This is a genomic window from Mesorhizobium sp. (assembly GCF_004962245.1).
GTDB lineage: Bacteria > Pseudomonadota > Alphaproteobacteria > Rhizobiales > Rhizobiaceae > Mesorhizobium.
This window is the reverse complement of record NZ_SUHQ01000040.1, coordinates 13,715-31,102: the sequence shown is the minus strand read 5'-3', so window position 1 is coordinate 31,102 and position 17,388 is coordinate 13,715. Positions and strand designations below refer to the sequence as shown.

Sequence of the window (17,388 nt, the reverse complement as noted above, 5' to 3'; positions counted from 1 at the left end):
TACCGCAAGCAACAGGGCGGTGTGTATTTATCGTTGCATTTGAAAATCGCATGCAGAACAACGGATTACTGGCATGCGTTCCGATCAATTCCTATCGATCACTGAACCAGAGGCAAGGTTCATGATAGCGCCGCCGATCGCGCTTGCGCGATCGAAGGGCGAAGGCCTACGGAGCCGAATTGTAACGGTCACATTTTTTCATTGGTGTGCCGCCTGCCTTTGCGGGCATCATGAAGGCAACATGTCTTTCCGCAGGATCTCGCCGTGACCACCTTCACGCTCCCCGGCATCGCCGACATCCGCCGCGCGGCAGCGCGATTGTCCGGCCTGACCGTCGAAACGCCGCTGATCGAATCGCCGGAGCTGAACAAACGCTTCGGCGCCAGGATCCTGTTCAAGCCGGAGACGCTGCAGCGCACCGGCTCGTTCAAGTTCCGCGGCGCCTACAACAAGCTGTCGTCGCTCAGCGACGAGGAGCGCAGCCGCGGTGTCGTCGCTTTCTCGTCGGGCAACCATGCGCAAGGCGTCGCCGCGTCGGCGGCGATGTTCGGCGTCAAGGCGGTCATCGCCATGCCGATTGACGCGCCGGCGATGAAGGTCGGCAATGTCAGGAAAATGGGAGCGGAAGTGGTTCCATTCGACCGTTTCCGCGATGACCGCATGACGGTCGTTCGCCCTTACATCGAAAGGGGCATGATTCTGGTGCCGCCCTACGACGATCCGGCCATCATCGCCGGCCAGGGCACGATCGGCCTCGAACTGATGCGCCAAGCAAAGGCGCTCGGCGTGAGCCTCGATGCGGTCGTCATTCCCTGCGGCGGCGGCGGCTTGAGCAGTGGCATTTCCATCGCCGTCAAGGATGCTTCGCCGGGCACTTCGATCTGGGCGGTGGAACCCGAGCATTTCGACGACACAAGCCGCTCGTTGGCCAAGGGCGCCAGGGTTGCAAACGAGCCCGGCCACGCTTCGATCTGCGATGCGCTGCTTGTCGCCGAACCGGGCTTGATCACCTTCGAGATCAATCGCAGGAACCTCGCCGGCGGCATTGCCGTTTCCGACGAGGCGGTGGCACAGGCAATGCGCGACGCCATGGCCCATCTCAAACTGGTGGTCGAGCCCGGCGGTTGTGTTGGGCTGGCCGCGCTGTCGTCGGGCGAGATCGACCTTGCCGGCAAATGCGTTGCCGTGGTGCTGTCCGGCGGCAATGTCGATTTCAACACCTATGCTGAGATCATGGCCGCAGCATAGGTGTAGCGCGGTGGCACAGAATGGAAACCGTTCTGTAGCGCTGTCCCTCCGGCAGCAAAAGCTTCTGCACCTCAGGATCGCTCTGATGTCACGGCAACGCTCTAATCCAGCGTGCGCCTGAACCGCATCAGCGCGACACCGGCGAACAGCGCCACGAACACGACGAGCCAGCCGATCTCCGTTGCGATCGCCGGCAGTTCGGCGCCTTTCAGCATCACCGCCCGGGTGATGCGCAGGAAATGTGTCAGCGGGAAAATCTCGCCCAGGACCTGCGCCCAGCCCGGCATGCCGCGATAGGGGAACATGAAGCCGGACAGCAGCAGTGATGGCAGGAAGAAGAAAAACGTAAGCTGCATCGCCTGCATTTGCGAACGCGCCATGGTCGAGATCGTATAGCCGAGCAGCACCAGCGAAAGCACGAAGACAAGCACGGTCGACAGAAGAAGCGTCAGCGAGCCGACGAACGGAATGCTGAACAGCAGCTTCGCCGCCACCAGCACCACCGCGACCTGCACCGCGCCGACGACAAGGAAAGGCAGCACCTTGCCCAGCATGATTTCGGCCGGGCTGGACGGCATCGCCAGAAGGTTCTCCATCGTGCCGCGTTCGGTTTCACGGGTAAGCGCCATTGCCGTCATCATCACCATGGTCATCTGCAGGATGACGCCGAGCAGGCCGGGCACGATGTTGTATTGCGAGATGCCTTCCGGATTGTAACGCTGGTGCACCACCACCTGCAGCTGCGTCTTGGCGTTTTCAGCGGCGGTCGCTTGCATACCCTGTGCGCGCAGCAGTGCCTGGCTCGCCACCTTGCTCAGTGTCGAAACGGCGCCGCTTGCCGCCGACGGATCGGTTGCATCGGCCTCGATCAGGATTTGCGGGCTGTCGCCGCGCTCGACCCGTCGGGCGAAGTCGGCGGGGATGGTGACGACAAAAGAGACGGCGCCCTTGGCCATCAGGGCTTCGGCCTCGGCGGCGCTCTGGGCCACATGGTCGAAACGGTAGTAGCCCGTCATCTGCAGGGCGGAGACCATGGCGCGGGTATACTGGTCGTTGCTCATCGCCACGAGCGCTGTCGGCAGGCTCTTGGGATCGCTGTTGATGGCAAAGCCGAACAGCACCAGTTGCATCAGCGGCACCCCCAGCATCATGGCGAAGGTGATGCGATCGCGCCGCATCTGGATGAACTCCTTGATCAGCAGCGCGCCGAGCCTGGCAAAGGAAAAGACGCTGTTTATCCCATTTTTCATCCCATGTTGTCCTTCGAGCCAGACATGAACTGAATGAACACATCCTCCAGACTGGTCTCGCCCGGCGTCACCGTCACGCCCTTGTGCTCTTTCTCGACATCGGCAAGTGCTGCTTCCAGCCTCTTCTTGTCGGAACCGACGACATGCAGCGTCGCGCCGAACGGCGCCACCTGATCGACTCCGGGGCGGCCATGAAGCTCCGCCGCGACCTTATCGAGGCGCGGACCCTGCACGACGAACGTTGTCAGCCCGGCATTCCGCACCACCTCGTCGACCGTGCCGGTGGCCAGCAGCTTGCCGTAGGAGATGTAGCTGATGCGGTGGCAGCGCTCGGCCTCGTCCATATAGTGGGTGGAGACCAGCACAGTCAGTCCGCCGCTGGCGAGCCGATGGATCTCGTCCCAGAATTCGCGCCGCGCCTTCGGGTCTACGCCCGCCGTCGGCTCGTCGAGCAGCAGCAATTTCGGCTGGTGCATGATGCATGCGGCCAGCGCCAGCCGTTGCTTCCAGCCACCGGACAGCGTGCCGGCCAGCTGGTCCTTGCGCGAGGTGAGTCCGAGGTCCTCCAGCGTTTTGCCAACATGCTCGTCGAGCGGCTTCAACTGGTAGAGCCGCGCCACGAATTCCAGGTTCTCGGCGATGGTCAGATCCTCGTAGAACGAGAATTTCTGCGTCATGTAGCCGACTTCACGCTTGATCCTCAAACTGTCGGTGCGGATGTTGAAGCCCAGAACCGTGCCTTCGCCCTCGTCCGGCGTCAGCAGGCCGCACATGATGCGGATGGTCGTCGTCTTGCCTGAACCATTCGGGCCGAGGAAGCCGACGATCTCACCTTCGGCCACCGTCATCGTCACATGGTCGACGACGGTCTTGTCGCCGAAGCGCTTGACCAGGCCATGGACATCGATGGCGTTCATTTGCCGGCATCCGTCAGATCGACATCCACGATCTGCCCCGGTTGCAGTGGACCAGCGTCGCCTTCCGGCCGTGCCTCTACCAGATAGACCAGCTTCTGCCGGGTCTCGAGCGAGTAGATCACCGGCGGCGTAAATTCCGGATCCGGCGACACGTAGCTGACCCGTGCCTTCACGTCGGGTCCGCAGCCGTCGCAACGGACATTAAGCAGCGCTCCGACCTTTATCGACGAGAATGCATTTTCCGGAACATAGACGCTGAGCTTCATGGCACCGTCCGGCAGCATCGAAATGACCGGCGCGGTCGGGCCGGCCGTGTCGCCCGGATTGCGGATCACGTCGTTGACACGGCCGGGCGACGGCGCCGCCAGTACGCGCTTCGACAGCCGCCATCGCGCTTGCTCCAGCGCCGATTGCGCTTGATTGACCTGATTCTCGGCGGCCTTGATCGTCTCCGGCCGTGCCGGCAGGCCGCCGACCGCGAGATTGGCCTCCGCCTGGCCGACCTGCGCATTGGCCGTCTCCAACGTCGCGGAGGCTGTATCAAAATCGGCCTGCGTGCCGGTGCCGCGCTTGAACAGGTCGCTGGCGCGGTTGTATCTGCGTTTGGCGTCGGCGGCCTGCGCCTTGGCCATGTCAACCTGCGCCCTGAGCACCGCGATCTCTTCCGGCCGTTTGCCGACCTTTAGATCGGCGAGTTGCGCCTGGGCCTGAGCCAGAGCCGCTTCGGCCTGCGCGACGGCGATTTTCGCATCGGCACTTTCCAGCGTCACCACCGGCGTGCCCGGTTCGACGCGGTCGCCGCGCTTGACCGCGACCGTTTCGACCTGCGCCACCTCTATCGGCGCGAGCAGCACATAGTCGCCCTCGACATAGCCGACGGCAAGCGGTGCGGCCGGTGCGCAGGCGCTGAAAAGCAGGGCGGCGAGCGGCAGGGAGCAAAGAAAACTCATGACCTACGATCCTTCCGGGCGGCCAATATGGCCCCAAGGTTATCCGTCACCACCCTCACCACCTTGGCGGCCTCGTCATTGCCGATCCCGCGCCAGCCCATGCGGCGCATCACCGCCTCGCGGCCGATGCGGAAATAGATGACCTGACCGATCAGTGTGAACACGGTGAGCTTGGTGCGCTCGCTTTCGGCCGCCTCGCCCGTCGCCTGCTCCCAGATCAGGCAGAGCCGGCGATGCGTCGGCTCGAACACGCCGTCGTAGATGCGGTCGAGTGCCGCCGTCGGATGCGACAGCTCACGCAGGACGAACTGTACGATCTCGCCCGCCTCCGGCCTTGCCACGATGAAGGCCACCATTCGCTCCAGCGCAGTGAAGAGTTGTGCCCGCGCCGCGTCGGGATCGTCCGGCGCCTGCAGATTGCCGATCGCCTGGCCGGCAATGGTCTGGATGGTGTCGACGATATAATCGGCCGCTGCCGCGCGAAGTCCTTCCTTGCCGCCGAAGTGATAGGCGATCGAGCCGATATTGGCCTTGGCCTCAGCCGCGATCTCGCGCGTCGAGGTGCCGTCGAAACCCTGCCGTCCGAACAGCTTCAGCGCCGCGCGGACAAGTGCCGCGCGCGTCATGTCAGCGGGAGATACCTCGCGACGCGGAATCTTGACATTCGGTGACTTGTTCATGATGAGCAATTTAATCAATCGAATGATTAAAGTCAACTCTAGCCTATCTCCACCTTGCCATATCAGCCCTCACGCGCTTTAGTGCGAAGCCATGGTCAAGGAAATCGAGCGCAAATTCCTGGTCTCCGGCGCGCAGTGGCGGGATCTGGTCGAGGCGGATATCCGCATTCGCCAGTTCTATCTCGCCGCCGCACCCGACCGCTCGGTACGCGTGCGCATCAGCGACGGCGCCTCGGCAAAGCTGACGCTCAAATTCGGCAGCAAGGCCCGCGAACGCGACGAATTCGAATATCCGATCCCTCTGGCGGAGGCGGAAGAGATGCAGGCCTTCGCCATCGGACGTGTCATCGAGAAGACACGCCACCATGTTAGGCATCGCGGCTATCTTTATGAAGTCGATGTTTTCGGCGGGCTGCTTGCGGGGCTGGTGGTCGCCGAGCTTGAGACTCCCGAGGACGTGCCGGACGAAATGCTGCCAGATTGGCTCGGCCGCGAAGTCACCGGCGAGCAGAGATTCTACAACGCGTCGCTCGCCCTCGGGGGGATTCCGGAGATCGCCGCATGAGCTATCGCATCGATCCGCGCCTGCCGTTGACCGGGGAAGTCAGGCGCATTCTCGCCGAGGAGATCGGCAAGGCGCTCGTCCATCTGGAGGCGGCGCACGACAGGCCGGAACAGGGGCTGCACAAGTGCCGCAAGCGGCTGAAGAACGTCCGCGCTTTGCTGCGCCTGGTCCGTTCCGGAGACGAAACATTCTGCGTTACCGAAAACCAGTGTTACCGGCAGGTGGCGGCCCTGCTTGCCGGTCCGCGCGAGGCGACCGCGCTGGTTGAAACAATCGACCGCCTGGCGGCAAGCGCTCCCGAGCAAAGCGCCGACGGCGGTCTCAATGCCGTGCGCGAGACGCTCGTCGCGCGCCAGCACAAATTGCATGGCGATGTCGGCCTCAACGCTGCGATAAACGCCGCGATTGCCGCTTGCGAGGAGGGCATCAGCCGGATCGATATGCTGACCTTGCCCGACCAGCCCGAACAGGCTGCCGATGTGCTTGCCGAAGGCGCCCGCATCACCTTGCGTCGCGCCAGAAAGGCGCTGGACAAGGCCGGCTCCCGCGGCGAAGCCGACGATTTTCACGATCTGCGAAAGGCGGCGAAGACCCACGGCATGCACCTGTCGCTGCTCGGAAGGCTATGGCCGACGCCGATCAGGGCGCGGCGCAAGGCGGTCGACGAACTGGGCGAAAAGCTGGGCGAACTGCATGATGTGTTCGTCATGCGTGCACTTCTCGATGCCGACGATCGGCCGCTCGGCTCTCCTCAAGAAATGCGGCTCCTGGGCAAGCTGTTGAAGCGCTCGGAGAAAAGCCTGAAGAAGACCTGTCTCGCCGCCGCCGCCGATCTGTTCGGCGACAGCCCCAAGCGCTCGACAAGAAAACTCGCGCGCAAGGCGCGCGACGATCTGGCCGCCGCGCCGCGCGAAGACGCCAGCGCGCCCGGCGCCGCTGGCTGACGCGGTCCTTCGGCTCGGGATCATGGTCTAGGCCGCCGGCCTGTGGTAATCGCCGTCTGGCATGATCGAGACCGGAGACACGCTTCTGGACCGACTTGGCCGCTGGCTTGCCGGCCGGCTGCAGGAGGAATCGTCCGGCTACGAACCTTACACGCCGTCCGACGCCGAAACGCTGCGCCGAACGCTCGAGCCCGGCGACATCCTGCTTATCGAGGGCAACCAGAAGATTTCGGCGGCGATCAAATACCTGACCCAGTCGACCTGGTCGCACGCGGCCCTCTATGTCGGCGACGCCTTGCCCGAACCGGAGGACGGATCGGAACGGCGGCGCCTGATCGAGGTCAGGCTTGGCGAGGGCTGCATCGCCGTGCCGCTGTCGCACTACCGCACCTACAATACGCGCATCTGCCGGGCGAGCGGGCTGACCCCGGAAGATCGTGACAAGGTCGTTGCCTTCATGATCGGCAAGCTTGGCCTCAAATACGACCTCAAGAACATTTTCGACATGTTGCGCTATTTTTTCCCGACGCCGCCGGTCCCGGTGCGCTGGCGGCGCCGCATGCTGGCTTTCGGCTCCGGCGATCCGACACGGGCCATCTGCTCGTCACTGATTGCCGAGGCCTATAGCCAGATCCGCTATCCGATCCTGCCCGAGATCACCCGGGCGCCGGGCCGCGCCTCGGCCCAGTCGAACTATTCGCGCAAGGAAATCCTGCACATCCGCCACCACTCGCTCTACACGCCGCGCGACTTCGACCTGTCGCCCTTTTTCCGCATCGTCAAGCCGACGCTGGAATACGGGTTCGACTACCGGCAGATGATCTGGGGCGACACGGGTGCTGGTGCGGAGACCAAGACCGCCGAATAGCAGCTCGTCTATGCTAGCAGCGGGCGTCGACCCTTCGCGGCGGCAACGGACCGGCGTTCGCTCGCGCGCCGGCGTCGCGTGGATGCGGCCCGACCGGCATGATCGCTGGAAACGGTGTTGCGCCGAAAGCGAACGTCCATTTGTAGCCGACCAGCCCATCTTCGGGCGTCGTGTGCTGGTCGTGATGGGCAAGCAATCTGACGCGGTCGGCCAGTTCCTCCGCCTCGCGCCTCATCATTTCCGCCGTTTCCGGCCGCATCCGCCTGGAGAAACTGACGAATGTCGCCTCTCGTTCCAGATGCGTGATCGCCCAGCCGATGAAGTTCTTGTTGGTCATCTCGAACAATGGCCTGAGCGGCCCTTCGAAATTCCACTGGATCGGCGTCTCGACCAGCAGCCGGGCGGACAGGCCGCGGCCGAGCGCGACCAGGCCCAGGTCCTCGAGGTCGCGCAGGTAGAGGAACATCGAGGCTTCGCTCAACCCTTGGGAACGCATGATGCCTTCGGCTGTGAATTTTTCGGAGAGCATGACGAAGATGAACAGCAGCGCCGGATGGCTGGCGAGTCTGCGCTCGATCTCCGGCGCGATGTGGTTGGCCGGTCCCGGTCCTCTGTTCATCGAACCGAGCACGTTTTCCAACTCGACGCCGGCAGCGGTGCAGATCTCCACCAGCCGGTCGAGCTTGCAGTTGCGCTCGTGGAAAATACGCTTCACCGTCGGCTCGGAAACGCCCATGCGCTCGGCGAGTGCGCGATAGGTGACGCCCTTCGCCTTCAGCGTCCGCTTCAGCGCCTCGAAGATCAGGTCGGTCATGGGATGCACCTTTTTTGCGCGATTTAGTATCGATCCTTGATACTAGCTGCAGCAGGTCTTCCCGAAAAGTATCGAAAACCCTAGTTCTCCGCCTCATTATAGGAGATCAGCCATGAAAACCCTCGTCACCTCGATACTTCTCGCCATCATGGGCATCGCTATCGTGCCTGTGGCCCAAGCCGGCGAAATCTGGCGCGCGACCGGCCTCGAGCAGCCGGAATCGGCGCTGTTCGACGCTGGCGGCAAGCGCATCATCGTCTCCAACATCGTCGGCAATCCCGGCGATGTCGACGGCAACGGCTCTTTGTCGGTCCTGTCCCTGGACGGCAAGATGGTCACGCAGCACTGGACCGACGGCATGGACGCGCCCAAGGGCATGGCGATAGCCAGCGGCAAGCTTTATGTCGCCGACATCGCGAAAGTCCGCGTCGTCGATCTCGAAAGCGGCAAGCTCATGTCGACCATTGATGTGCCGAATGCCGTCTTCCTCAATGACATGACCACTGACGCTTCCGGCAAGGTCTATGTTACCGACATGCTGGCCGACGCGATCTACAGTATCGACGGCGACCGGCCGGACCTGTTCGTCAAAGATGCGGCACTCGCTTCGCCCAATGGCATCGTCGCCGATGGCGGCCGGTTGATCGTCGCGTCCTGGGGCAAGGGCATCAAGTCCGACTTCAGCACTGCCGAGCCCGGCGGCCTGCTTTCGGTCGATCTCGCCACCAGGGCGGTTATACCGTTGCCCGGCGCACAAAAATTCGCCGATCTCGACGGCGTCATCGTAGTCGGCGACACCATCTACGCTACTGCCTACATGACCGGCACGCTTTATCGCTACAAAGCCGGCGGCCCCCCGCAGGCGGTTGCCAGTTTCAAGCCGGGCAGCGCCGACATCGGCACCGATGGCAGCCGGATCTTCGTACCGCTGATGAACGAGGGCGAAGTCGCGGCGCTGCCGCTCGACTGAGGAATGCCTGACCGCCGGCCGGCGCTGCCGGTCGGAGGTTGTTCCGTCTTGCACCGCAGTCGCACCGCGGCGTGACAGGCCGGATGCAACCGACACAGCGTGCTATGATCCAGTATCTGATAGAACAAGCATTGGATAGGCGGAGACCAAGCAATCACACTCCGTCAGCTTCCAATTTTCAGCAGTCGACAGAAATTCGAAGGATAAGCAGTTGAAGATTTTCAAGGCTCTGACGACATCAGCGCTCTTGCTGTCGACGGTTCTCCTGCTGGCAGGATGTGGGCATGGGCTGATCAACAGGCTGATTTGACAGCCCTCGCCGCTTCAGGCGTCGTCGGTCCGCCCTGACCATCGCTGTAGCGACCGCGCGGCGAGCCAGCACAGCATCGCCCAGGCGAAGCCGGCACACCACCCGGCCAGTACGTCGGACGGCCAATGGACGCCGAGATAGATGCGGCTGATGCCGACCAGCACTGTCGTCAGCACCGCGAGTGCCAGCACATAGATCTTCGTCGTCCGCCCAGGCAGGAAACGCGCCGCCATACTGCCCAGCGTGAGATAGGTCACCGCCGACAGCATGGCATGGCCGCTTGGGAAGGAGAGCGACGCCACGTCGGCGAGATGCGAGACGAGTTCCGGGCGCGGCCTGTCGATACCGGCTTTCAGCAGGCTCGACAGAGCCTGACCACCCGCCACCGCCACGAAGATGAGAAGCGCTGTTCCCCGCCTGCGGATCAGGAGCAGATAGACGGTCACTGCCACTGTGATCAGCCCGAGCACGCTGACGCTGCCGAGACTGGTGATGTCGCGCATCGCCCCTTCCAGCCACGCCGGGCCGACCGGATTGTCGGGCTGGCCGGCTTCGCGGAAGGCGAGCAGGATTTCGGTATCGAAGGCGTGCGGCGTGGTGGCCAGCGCCGCCTCCATCAGCTCCTCGAACCCCCACAGCCCGCCGGCAATGACCAGCCCGGCCAGCAACACCGGGAATTCGATCCAGTTGAGCAGCGGGTTCTTCATCGAGCCGATCGTCCCCTGGCGCCGCGCGTCCTTTTGGACGTGCAAAAGGACGCTGTAGCGCTTTGATTCTTGTGTCATGGCCCCAAGAAAATCGATTTCGATCCTGGGATGCGCAACTACAGTCTTTGCAGATAGGGACCGAGCGTGATCAGCGCCACTGCCGCAACGGCGAGCACGATACCGGTCGTCTGCAAGGCGTTGACGCGTTCGCCGAAGAAAGCCAGTGCCACCACGTTCACCGACACCAGCTGGATCACCGCCGACAGGCTGAACGACACCGACATGCCGAATTCGCGGATCAACCTCAGCATGACCAGATTGCCTAGCGAATAGAGCGCGAGCGTTAGCACGATCTTGCCGAGGCTGGGCGCCAGCCCCCATTGCTTCGCCGCCATCGCCGCGAGCAGGAAGATAACAGTCGAAACGACAAGCTGTACCAGTCCCCAGAAACTCACTTTTCACCCTCCTGATGCGGCCTTTGTCGCGCCTGCCGCAAATCTTGTTTCCGAAGCTTGGGTCGTGGTCAAGCGGGCTGATCAAGGACGCGAAATCGGGGGATGGAAATTGGCCGGCAACGTCATCAAATTGTGATCTGCTGGCGATACGCGGTCAGTCAAGCAACACGCTCCAGCCATCCCAAGGAAGCCAGAGGCAAGCCCCCATGACTGAATATCGCTCCCCAGACGCCCATTTCCGCACCAGCCTGCTCGAGGAAAACGATGGGCCAGGAACCAATCCCACCGACAACCAGACGATGGGCGAGATCATCGCGGCGCGTTTCTCGCGCCGTGGTTTCCTGCAGGGATCGCTCGCGGCGACCGCCATCGCCGCCACCGTCAGCCCGCTTGCGCTGATCCTCGCCGACGATGCCCGTGCCGGCAGCGGTTCGGCCTTCACCTTCGACGAGGTCGAGGCAGGCGTCGATGACAAGCACCATATCGCCACCGGTTACGACGCCGACGTGCTGTTGCGCTGGGGAGATCCGCTGTTTACCGATTCGCCGGAATTCGATCCGACAAAACAGTCGGCGCAGGCCCAGGAAAGACAGTTTGGCTACAACAACGACTATGTCGGCTACATCCCGCTCGAAGGCTCGGCCGAGCACGGTCTGCTGGTGGTCAACCACGAATACACCAACCCGCATCTGATGTTCCCGGGTCTCGTCACCATCGTCGATGGCGAGGCAAAGCAGGCGCCGCTGAGCAAGGAACAGGCCGATGTCGAGATGGCCGCGCATGGCGGCACCATCGTCGAAATCCGCAAGGTATCAGGCAAATGGCAGGTCGTGCGCGATGGCAAGCTCAATCGCCGTATCACCTCCAACACCGAGATGGCACTGTCTGGCCCCGTCGCCGGCCACGACCGCGTCAAGACCAGTGCCGACCCGACCGGCACGAAGGTCATCGGCACCGTCAACAACTGCGCCGGCGGCGTTACGCCCTGGGGCACCTACGTCATGGCCGAGGAAAACATCCACGGCTATTTCTCGGGCGAACTGCCGGCCGGCCACGCGGAAGCCGTCAACTACAAGCGCCTGGGCATTCCCGAAGGTTCGTATGAGTGGGCGGCGCATTACGACCGTTTCGACCTCGGCAAGGAGCCGAACGAGCCCAACCGCTTCGGTTGGATCGTCGAGGTCGACGTAAACGATCCGACCTCGGTGCCGAGGAAGCGCACCGCCATGGGCCGCTTCAAGCATGAGGGTGCTGAATCAATCGTCGCCAAGGATGGCCGTGTTGTCTTCTATCTCGGCGACGACGAGCGCTTCGACTATGCCTACAAATTCGTCACTGCCGGCAAGTTCAACCCCGAGGACCGCGCCGCCAACATGGATCTTCTCGACGACGGCACGCTCTACGTTGCCAAATTCGCCGAGGACGGCACGCTTGAATGGCTGCCGCTGGTTCATGGTCAGGGCCCGTTGACCGCCGAAAACGGCTTTGCCAGCCAGGCCGACGTGCTGATCGGGACAAGGCTTGCCGCCGATCTTCTCGGCGCCACCAAGATGGATCGCCCCGAGGATATCCAGCCCAACCCGACGACCGGCAAGGTCTACGTCATGCTGACGAACAATTCGAAACGCAAGGCTGACCAGGTCGACGCCGCCAACCCGCGCGCCGAAAACGCCTTCGGCCACATCATCGAGATCGTCGAGGACGGTGGCGATTTCACTGCTGCCAAGGGCAAGTGGGAAGTGCTCTTGAAATGCGGCGATCCCTCGGTGGCCGAAGTCGGCGCCACCTTCTCGACCGCCACGACCGCCAATGGCTGGTTCGGCATGCCGGACAATTGCGCCATCGATGCGGCCGGCCGGCTCTGGGTCTCGACCGACGGCCAGGGTCCGAAGGCGACCGGACGAACCGACGGCCTGTGGGCGGTCGACACCGAAGGCGAGGCGCGGGCGACCTCGAAACTGTTCTTTCGCGTGCCGATCGGCGCAGAAATGTGTGGCCCGCTATTCACGCCCGACGACCAGACCGCTTTCGTCGCGGTCCAGCATCCGGCCGATGGCGGCGAAGACTGGGAGGCTTTCGGCCGTCCCTCTTACTATGAGGACCCGTCGACCCGCTGGCCTGACTTCAAGCCCGATATGCCGGTGCGGCCATCGGTCGTCGCCATCACCAAACAGGGCGGTGGCAAGATCGCGGTCTGACACGCGGTAAGCTTGGTTTGCAGTCTCAAGGAAGGATTTTGGCAATACGAAATCCTTCCTTTTCTCGTCGCGCGGGATGCATCAACCTTTACGCGCCGGACCATTCAGTCGGTATGCTGGACGATGGCCATATTCATCCTGCTTCTCAATCGGAAGCCGATGGACTCGTACAGTCTTATGGCCACGACGTTGGTGGCGTAAGCGTGAAGATAAGGAACTTCGCCGCGCGACATGATCTGATTTGCCACGAACAGGGACAGCAGCCTTCCCAAACCGCCGCCGCGAAAATCCGGATGCGAGCACACGCCGCTGAGCTCGGTATGGCCAGGCTGCTTCATGCGTTCGCCGGCCATCGCCGCAAGTCTGCCTTCGATCTTCACGCCCCAGAAATCGCCGAGGCTCAGCGCCTCCAGCGTGAATGGGCCGGGCTTGGTGACCATTGCCAAAGCGAGCATCTCGGCCGCATCATGTAGCGTCAGTCGTTGCACACGCTCGTCGGACACGGTCTGCACCGGCTGCTCGGCAATCATCTGCACTAAGGACGCGGTCGAAATGGCGGAAAGCTCCGCGGGCAAGGTGATTGCGTCAGCCTGGACCAGGATGGCGCTTTCGAGTGGGGGAATAAGCCCGCTCAGCGCCCGCAGGCTTTCCGCGTCGTCCGCTGCGGTGGCGGCAAAAGGAACGATCGACGGCAGGTATCGCCTGGCGAGGCTGTCACCTTGCGCAAATGCCTGATGTCGCGTCGCAAGCGCGCTCCAGATGGGGCGGTCGAGGGTGTGATTCATGGCACGGCCGCCCTTTCCACGCGACGGTCGAGGGGAACCTCGGCCAGGCCCTCCTCGATGGCGGCCAACTGGTCAAGAAGCGGTCCCGAACGCTCCGCGCACAAATCCGCGACGGCTGTCTCGATGCGTGGCCAGACGTCGCGCTTGGCAACATCGACGAGCCGTCGACCGTTCCGGGTGAGGGAGACAATCCTGCGCCGCTGGTCATTGTTCGACGGGCTGACTTCGACCAATCCCAGTTCGGCCAGAAGCGCCACACTTCGCGTGATGCCCGGCTGCGCAATCCCAAGAGCCTGTGCCAGTTCCCCAACGGGCAGGGCTCCCAGCCTGTCGAGCGCGGCCAGGAGCGGATACTGGCTCGACTGAACCGGGACATCCAGGCGATCGAGAACTCGCTGCGTATCCGCCTGCAATTGCTCGCCTATACGCTTCAACCTGCTGCCCAGGCACAGGAAGCCAAGAGACCGTATGACGTCTTCCATGATCAACGCGTCCTTGTTGAATCATAACATGATATATAACAATATATGGAAAATCAAGGAGCGTGGCCCCTAGGCGCACTCGATCCGGGGGATGACTCCGGAATGGAGCCACCGCCACTTGGTGGAGATTTCCCTTCAGTCGGCGCTGATTGCATCCTATATGGCGCTTGCGCGATATGATCGGTAGTCAATCGCGCCAAGGCGACTGATTCGAGGCCGTGGGCTGGCCTCCATTACCCAAGCGGCACGCGGAATCTCGATCATGCCCCCCTTGCGCATCCATTTCGATCGCCTGCTCGAAGGCGCCGCGCCCAAGGTCATTCGGCAGGAGCTAACGCATATCGAGCGCCTGGCGCTGGTGCGTCGGCATGGCGATTTTTCGCTCGCCTACTCGACCGCCGTCCAGCGCAACCTATCCTATTTCGGTGATGCCGACGGCTACATCGCCTTCGGCACCAAGATGAAGCAGCATTTCGCGCTCGGCGATCCGGTGGTTCGCCCGCCGGACAGGCCCGACTACATCAAGCGTTTCGTCGAAAGTGCGGGGGATCCCTGGTTCGTGCAGATCGGCAAGCAGACGGCGCGCGTTCTGGCCGGACTCGGATACCGGGTCAATCGTCTCGGTGTGGATACCCGGCTGCTCCTGCCCGCCCACGACTTTTCCGGAAAGCGAAACGAAACTGTGCGCTATTCCGAGCGCTGGCTCTTGAAGAAAGGGTTTTCCTTTGCCGAGGACAAGCGCACCATCTTTCTCGATGAGATCCGGCGGCTCTCGCAGAATTGGCGGGCCGACCGCATCGTCAAGCGATGGGAGATGGCCTTCCTCAACCGCCCCTTCGACGATCATCTTGGCGTCGACATGCGCCGCTTCGTCCTGCATGGACCGGATGGCGAGCTCGTCGCCTTGCTTGACTTCGATCCTCTGTTCAGCGGCGGCAAGGTGATCGGCTACACCACCTCGTTCAAGCGCAAGCACGTCAATGCCACGGCGCATGCCGAGATCGGCCTGACCAAATTCGCGGTCGACCGCTTTCGCGAGCAAGGCATCTCCGTCGTCACGCTCGGCCTGTCGCCGCTCGTCGGTATCGGACCCAGCGGATTTACCGAAAGCGAGTTCTGGCGCACCACCTTTCAGCGCGCCTATGGCTCGCCATGGATCAATCGCAACAAGTTCAACTTGCAGGGCCAGGCAGCGTTCAAGCGCCGCTTCCACGGCATGGAAGAGCCGACCTATGTCGCCTTTCGCAAGGGGACCTTCGTCGAGATGGTGGGGTTGCTCCGATTGATCAAGGCAATCTAATGTCCTCGCCCCACTTCGTGGGCGAGGAAGCCAAGTTTTGTCAGTTCCGCAGCCGGTAGCCGGTCCTGAAGATCCACGCGACGATCGCTATGCAGACAAGCAGGAAGACGACCGTCATGCCGAGGCTGATGCCGATCGAGACGTCGGACTTGCCGTAGAAACTCCAGCGAAAGCCGCTGACCAGATAGAGGACGGGGTTGAACAGTGTCACCGTGCGCCAGATGCCGGGCAGCATGTCGATCGAATAGAAGCTGCCGCCAAGAAAGGTAAGCGGCGTGATGATCAGCAGCGGCACCAGCTGCAATTGTTCGAAGCTCTTCGCCCAGATGCCGATAATGAAACCGAACAGGCTGAAGGTCACCGCCGTCAGCACCAGGAAGGCGAGCATCCAGACCGGATGCTCGATGGTCAGCGGCACGAACAACCCTGCGGTCGCCAGGATGATCAGGCCGAGTATGATCGACTTGGTTGCCGCACCCCCGACATAGGCAATGATGATCTCCAGATAGGACACCGGCGCCGACAGCAACTCGTAGATCGAGCCGACAAATTTCGGAAAATAGATGGCGAAGGACGCGTTGGAGATCGACTGCGTCAGCAGTGACAGCATGATCAGCCCCGGCACGATGAAGGCGCCGTAGCTGACGCCGTCGATCTCGGTGATACGCGAGCCGATGGCCGAGCCGAAGACGACGAAATAGAGCGATGTCGAGATGACGGGCGAGACGATACTCTGCAGCACGGTCCGAAAGGCGCGCGCCATCTCCATCTTGTAGATCGCCCAGACTGCTCGCAGGTTCATGCGTCCTTCCTCACCAGATTGACGAAGATCTCCTCGAGCGAGCTGTTTTGCGTGTCGATATCGCGGAACTGGATGCCGGCCGCTTCGAGGTCGCGGAGCAGCGAGGCGACGCCCGGCCGTTCGCTCTGGTTGTCATAGGTGTATGTCAGTCGATCACCGTCCGGCGAAAGCTCCAGCGCGTAGCGCGAGAACGTCTCGGGTATGGTGGCGAGCGGACTGCGCAGTTCCAGCAATAGGCGTTTGCGGCCGAGCGTGCGCATCAGTTCGGCCTTGTCTTCGACCAGCACGATCTCGCCGCGATTGATGACACCGACGCGGTCGGCCATCGCCTCGGCCTCCTCGATATAGTGCGTGGTCAGAATGATGGTGACGCCATCCTCGCGCAGCCGGCGCACCATCGCCCACATGTCCTGGCGCAGCTCGACATCGACGCCGGCCGTCGGCTCGTCGAGGAACAGAACTCTCGGTTCGTGCGACAGCGCCTTGGCGATCATCAGCCGCCGCTTCATGCCGCCGGACAGCGTGATCGCCTTGGCGTCCTTCTTATCCCACAACGACAGGTCGCGCAGCACTTTCTCGACGAAGGCATGATTAGCCGGCTTGCCGAACAGGCCGCGGCTGTAGTTGACCGTCGCCCATACGCTCTCGAACGCGTCGATGGTCAGTTCCTGCGGCACCAGCCCGATAAGGCTGCGCGCGGTGCGATAATCCCGGCTGATGTCGTGGCCGTCGACGGTGACCGTGCCCGACGAACGGTTGACGATACCGCAGACGATCGAGATCAGCGTCGTCTTGCCGGCGCCGTTCGGCCCGAGCAGCGCAAAAATCTCGCCGCGCTCGATGTCGAGGTTGATCTCCTTCAACGCCTTGAAACCGGTCGCGTAGGTCTTGGTGACCCCGGAAATGGAAATGATGGATGGCATGGCTGAAAAACGGCTGCTTGAAAGGAGAACTGTTGATTTTGGTCCGCTGAATGTCGGTGCGCGCAGCCGGAAGTCAATGGCACTCCTGACAGTTCTGGACATCGGCGGCGCAAGAGACCGGTCGGAAGATGTAAATTTGCATTTCCATATCCTTTGCCCCCTAAGATCCCTTGACCCTGCGGCGTTCCGCCTCGCGTGACGCCACGCCGCTTTGACGTTT

Annotated in this window: 19 protein-coding genes; 8 read left to right on the top strand and 11 right to left on the bottom strand. The window is 62.4% G+C overall.

Features of this window, described 5'->3' with window-relative positions:
- Window positions 1–264 precede the first annotated feature (264 nt).
- Window positions 265–1,248 carry a threonine/serine dehydratase gene (locus E5X88_RS30140; RefSeq protein WP_292167692.1) on the top strand — a complete coding sequence of 328 codons (984 nt, stop codon included), beginning with the start codon at window positions 265–267 and terminating at the stop codon, window positions 1,246–1,248.
- Window positions 1,249–1,349: 101 nt separating this feature from the next.
- On the opposite strand, the gene E5X88_RS30135 is transcribed toward E5X88_RS30140, so the two are convergent.
- Genes E5X88_RS30135 through E5X88_RS30120 form a run of 4 tightly spaced genes read right to left on the bottom strand, consistent with a single transcriptional unit; the run spans window position 1,350 to window position 5,045 of the window.
- Window positions 1,350–2,498, bottom strand: coding sequence for an ABC transporter permease (locus E5X88_RS30135; protein ID WP_366929979.1), 1,149 nt, complete (start codon window positions 2,496–2,498; stop codon window positions 1,350–1,352).
- Complete coding sequence (locus tag E5X88_RS30130) at window positions 2,495–3,415, bottom strand: ABC transporter ATP-binding protein (RefSeq protein ID WP_292167691.1); 921 nt, start codon at window positions 3,413–3,415, stop codon at window positions 2,495–2,497. Before E5X88_RS30130 ends, E5X88_RS30135 begins: the two co-directional genes overlap by 4 nt.
- The gene (locus E5X88_RS30125) at window positions 3,412–4,365 is read right to left on the bottom strand and encodes an HlyD family efflux transporter periplasmic adaptor subunit (RefSeq protein WP_292167689.1); all 954 of its coding nucleotides are present in this window, start codon (window positions 4,363–4,365) and stop codon (window positions 3,412–3,414) included. The genes E5X88_RS30130 and E5X88_RS30125 overlap by 4 nt, the downstream gene beginning before the upstream one ends.
- Window positions 4,362–5,045, bottom strand: coding sequence for a CerR family C-terminal domain-containing protein (locus E5X88_RS30120; protein ID WP_292167688.1), 684 nt, complete (start codon window positions 5,043–5,045; stop codon window positions 4,362–4,364). The genes E5X88_RS30125 and E5X88_RS30120 overlap by 4 nt, the downstream gene beginning before the upstream one ends.
- Window positions 5,046–5,136: 91 nt before the next feature.
- Between E5X88_RS30120 and E5X88_RS30115 the strand changes: the two genes are divergently transcribed.
- From E5X88_RS30115 to E5X88_RS30105, 3 genes are all read left to right on the top strand, one after another.
- A complete protein-coding gene (locus E5X88_RS30115; protein WP_292167686.1) occupies window positions 5,137–5,610 on the top strand; it encodes a CYTH domain-containing protein in 474 nt (157 codons plus the stop codon).
- A complete protein-coding gene (locus E5X88_RS30110; RefSeq protein WP_292167684.1) occupies window positions 5,607–6,554 on the top strand; it encodes a CHAD domain-containing protein in 948 nt (315 codons plus the stop codon). Before E5X88_RS30115 ends, E5X88_RS30110 begins: the two co-directional genes overlap by 4 nt.
- 61 nt (window positions 6,555–6,615) lie before the next feature.
- The gene (locus E5X88_RS30105) at window positions 6,616–7,422 is read left to right on the top strand and encodes a YiiX/YebB-like N1pC/P60 family cysteine hydrolase (protein ID WP_292167681.1); all 807 of its coding nucleotides are present in this window, start codon (window positions 6,616–6,618) and stop codon (window positions 7,420–7,422) included.
- A gap of 13 nt (window positions 7,423–7,435) precedes the next feature.
- On the opposite strand, the gene E5X88_RS30100 is transcribed toward E5X88_RS30105, so the two are convergent.
- Entirely contained in the window at window positions 7,436–8,236 is an 801-nt protein-coding gene (locus E5X88_RS30100) for a helix-turn-helix transcriptional regulator (protein ID WP_292167680.1), read from the bottom strand.
- A gap of 112 nt (window positions 8,237–8,348) precedes the next feature.
- On the opposite strand from E5X88_RS30100, the gene E5X88_RS30095 reads away from it, so the two are divergent.
- Entirely contained in the window at window positions 8,349–9,206 is an 858-nt protein-coding gene (locus E5X88_RS30095) for an ATP/GTP-binding protein (RefSeq protein ID WP_292167678.1), read from the top strand.
- A 324-nt stretch (window positions 9,207–9,530) separates the two neighbouring features.
- On the opposite strand, the gene E5X88_RS30090 is transcribed toward E5X88_RS30095, so the two are convergent.
- Entirely contained in the window at window positions 9,531–10,223 is a 693-nt protein-coding gene (locus tag E5X88_RS30090; protein ID WP_292167715.1) for a phosphatase PAP2 family protein, read from the bottom strand.
- A gap of 116 nt (window positions 10,224–10,339) precedes the next feature.
- Window positions 10,340–10,678, bottom strand: coding sequence for a hypothetical protein (locus tag E5X88_RS30085; RefSeq protein WP_292167675.1), 339 nt, complete (start codon window positions 10,676–10,678; stop codon window positions 10,340–10,342).
- Window positions 10,679–10,884: 206 nt separating this feature from the next.
- Between E5X88_RS30085 and E5X88_RS30080 the strand changes: the two genes are divergently transcribed.
- A complete protein-coding gene (locus E5X88_RS30080) occupies window positions 10,885–12,876 on the top strand; it encodes a PhoX family phosphatase (protein WP_292167672.1) in 1,992 nt (663 codons plus the stop codon).
- Window positions 12,877–12,980: 104 nt separating this feature from the next.
- Here the strand turns inward: E5X88_RS30080 and E5X88_RS30075 are convergent, their stop codons facing one another.
- Together E5X88_RS30075 and E5X88_RS30070 are read right to left on the bottom strand one after the other, a co-directional pair.
- Entirely contained in the window at window positions 12,981–13,661 is a 681-nt protein-coding gene (locus E5X88_RS30075; protein WP_292167669.1) for a GNAT family N-acetyltransferase, read from the bottom strand.
- Complete coding sequence (locus E5X88_RS30070; RefSeq protein ID WP_292167666.1) at window positions 13,658–14,143, bottom strand: MarR family transcriptional regulator; 486 nt, start codon at window positions 14,141–14,143, stop codon at window positions 13,658–13,660. Before E5X88_RS30070 ends, E5X88_RS30075 begins: the two co-directional genes overlap by 4 nt.
- Before the next feature lie 262 nt (window positions 14,144–14,405).
- Here E5X88_RS30070 and E5X88_RS30065 point away from each other — a divergent pair, with 262 nt between their 5' ends.
- Entirely contained in the window at window positions 14,406–15,443 is a 1,038-nt protein-coding gene (locus E5X88_RS30065; protein ID WP_292167663.1) for a phosphatidylglycerol lysyltransferase domain-containing protein, read from the top strand.
- Between the two features lie 40 nt (window positions 15,444–15,483).
- On the opposite strand, the gene E5X88_RS30060 is transcribed toward E5X88_RS30065, so the two are convergent.
- Entirely contained in the window at window positions 15,484–16,245 is a 762-nt protein-coding gene (locus E5X88_RS30060) for an ABC transporter permease (protein WP_292167660.1), read from the bottom strand.
- Window positions 16,242–17,168 (bottom strand): ABC transporter ATP-binding protein, encoded by a 927-nt coding sequence (locus tag E5X88_RS30055; protein WP_292167657.1) that lies wholly within the window; start codon window positions 17,166–17,168, stop codon window positions 16,242–16,244. Before E5X88_RS30055 ends, E5X88_RS30060 begins: the two co-directional genes overlap by 4 nt.
- Here E5X88_RS30055 and E5X88_RS30050 point away from each other — a divergent pair.
- Complete coding sequence (locus E5X88_RS30050) at window positions 17,155–17,367, top strand: hypothetical protein (RefSeq protein ID WP_292167654.1); 213 nt, start codon at window positions 17,155–17,157, stop codon at window positions 17,365–17,367. The two genes, E5X88_RS30055 and E5X88_RS30050, sit on opposite strands and share 14 nt — an antisense overlap.
- Window positions 17,368–17,388 lie beyond the last annotated feature (21 nt).

Bases quoted from the DNA above. Each gene is read 5' to 3' on its own strand.
- E5X88_RS30135 (WP_366929979.1), bottom strand. From the start codon at position 2,498: ATGAAAAATGGGATAAACAGCGTCTTTTCCTTTGCCAGGCTCGGCGCG.
- E5X88_RS30130 (WP_292167691.1), bottom strand. From the start codon at position 3,415: ATGAACGCCATCGATGTCCATGGCCTGGTCAAGCGCTTCGGCGACAAG.
- E5X88_RS30125 (WP_292167689.1), bottom strand. From the start codon at position 4,365: ATGAGTTTTCTTTGCTCCCTGCCGCTCGCCGCCCTGCTTTTCAGCGCC.
- E5X88_RS30120 (WP_292167688.1), bottom strand. From the start codon at position 5,045: ATGAACAAGTCACCGAATGTCAAGATTCCGCGTCGCGAGGTATCTCCC.
- E5X88_RS30115 (WP_292167686.1), top strand. From the start codon at position 5,137: ATGGTCAAGGAAATCGAGCGCAAATTCCTGGTCTCCGGCGCGCAGTGG.
- E5X88_RS30110 (WP_292167684.1), top strand. From the start codon at position 5,607: ATGAGCTATCGCATCGATCCGCGCCTGCCGTTGACCGGGGAAGTCAGG.
- E5X88_RS30105 (WP_292167681.1), top strand. From the start codon at position 6,616: ATGATCGAGACCGGAGACACGCTTCTGGACCGACTTGGCCGCTGGCTT.
- E5X88_RS30100 (WP_292167680.1), bottom strand. From the start codon at position 8,236: ATGACCGACCTGATCTTCGAGGCGCTGAAGCGGACGCTGAAGGCGAAG.
- E5X88_RS30095 (WP_292167678.1), top strand. From the start codon at position 8,349: ATGAAAACCCTCGTCACCTCGATACTTCTCGCCATCATGGGCATCGCT.
- E5X88_RS30090 (WP_292167715.1), bottom strand. From the start codon at position 10,223: ATGAAGAACCCGCTGCTCAACTGGATCGAATTCCCGGTGTTGCTGGCC.
- E5X88_RS30080 (WP_292167672.1), top strand. From the start codon at position 10,885: ATGACTGAATATCGCTCCCCAGACGCCCATTTCCGCACCAGCCTGCTC.
- E5X88_RS30075 (WP_292167669.1), bottom strand. From the start codon at position 13,661: ATGAATCACACCCTCGACCGCCCCATCTGGAGCGCGCTTGCGACGCGA.
- E5X88_RS30070 (WP_292167666.1), bottom strand. From the start codon at position 14,143: ATGGAAGACGTCATACGGTCTCTTGGCTTCCTGTGCCTGGGCAGCAGG.
- E5X88_RS30065 (WP_292167663.1), top strand. From the start codon at position 14,406: ATGCCCCCCTTGCGCATCCATTTCGATCGCCTGCTCGAAGGCGCCGCG.
- E5X88_RS30060 (WP_292167660.1), bottom strand. From the start codon at position 16,245: ATGAACCTGCGAGCAGTCTGGGCGATCTACAAGATGGAGATGGCGCGC.
- E5X88_RS30050 (WP_292167654.1), top strand. From the start codon at position 17,155: ATGATGGATGGCATGGCTGAAAAACGGCTGCTTGAAAGGAGAACTGTT.
- E5X88_RS30055 (WP_292167657.1), bottom strand. From the start codon at position 17,168: ATGCCATCCATCATTTCCATTTCCGGGGTCACCAAGACCTACGCGACC.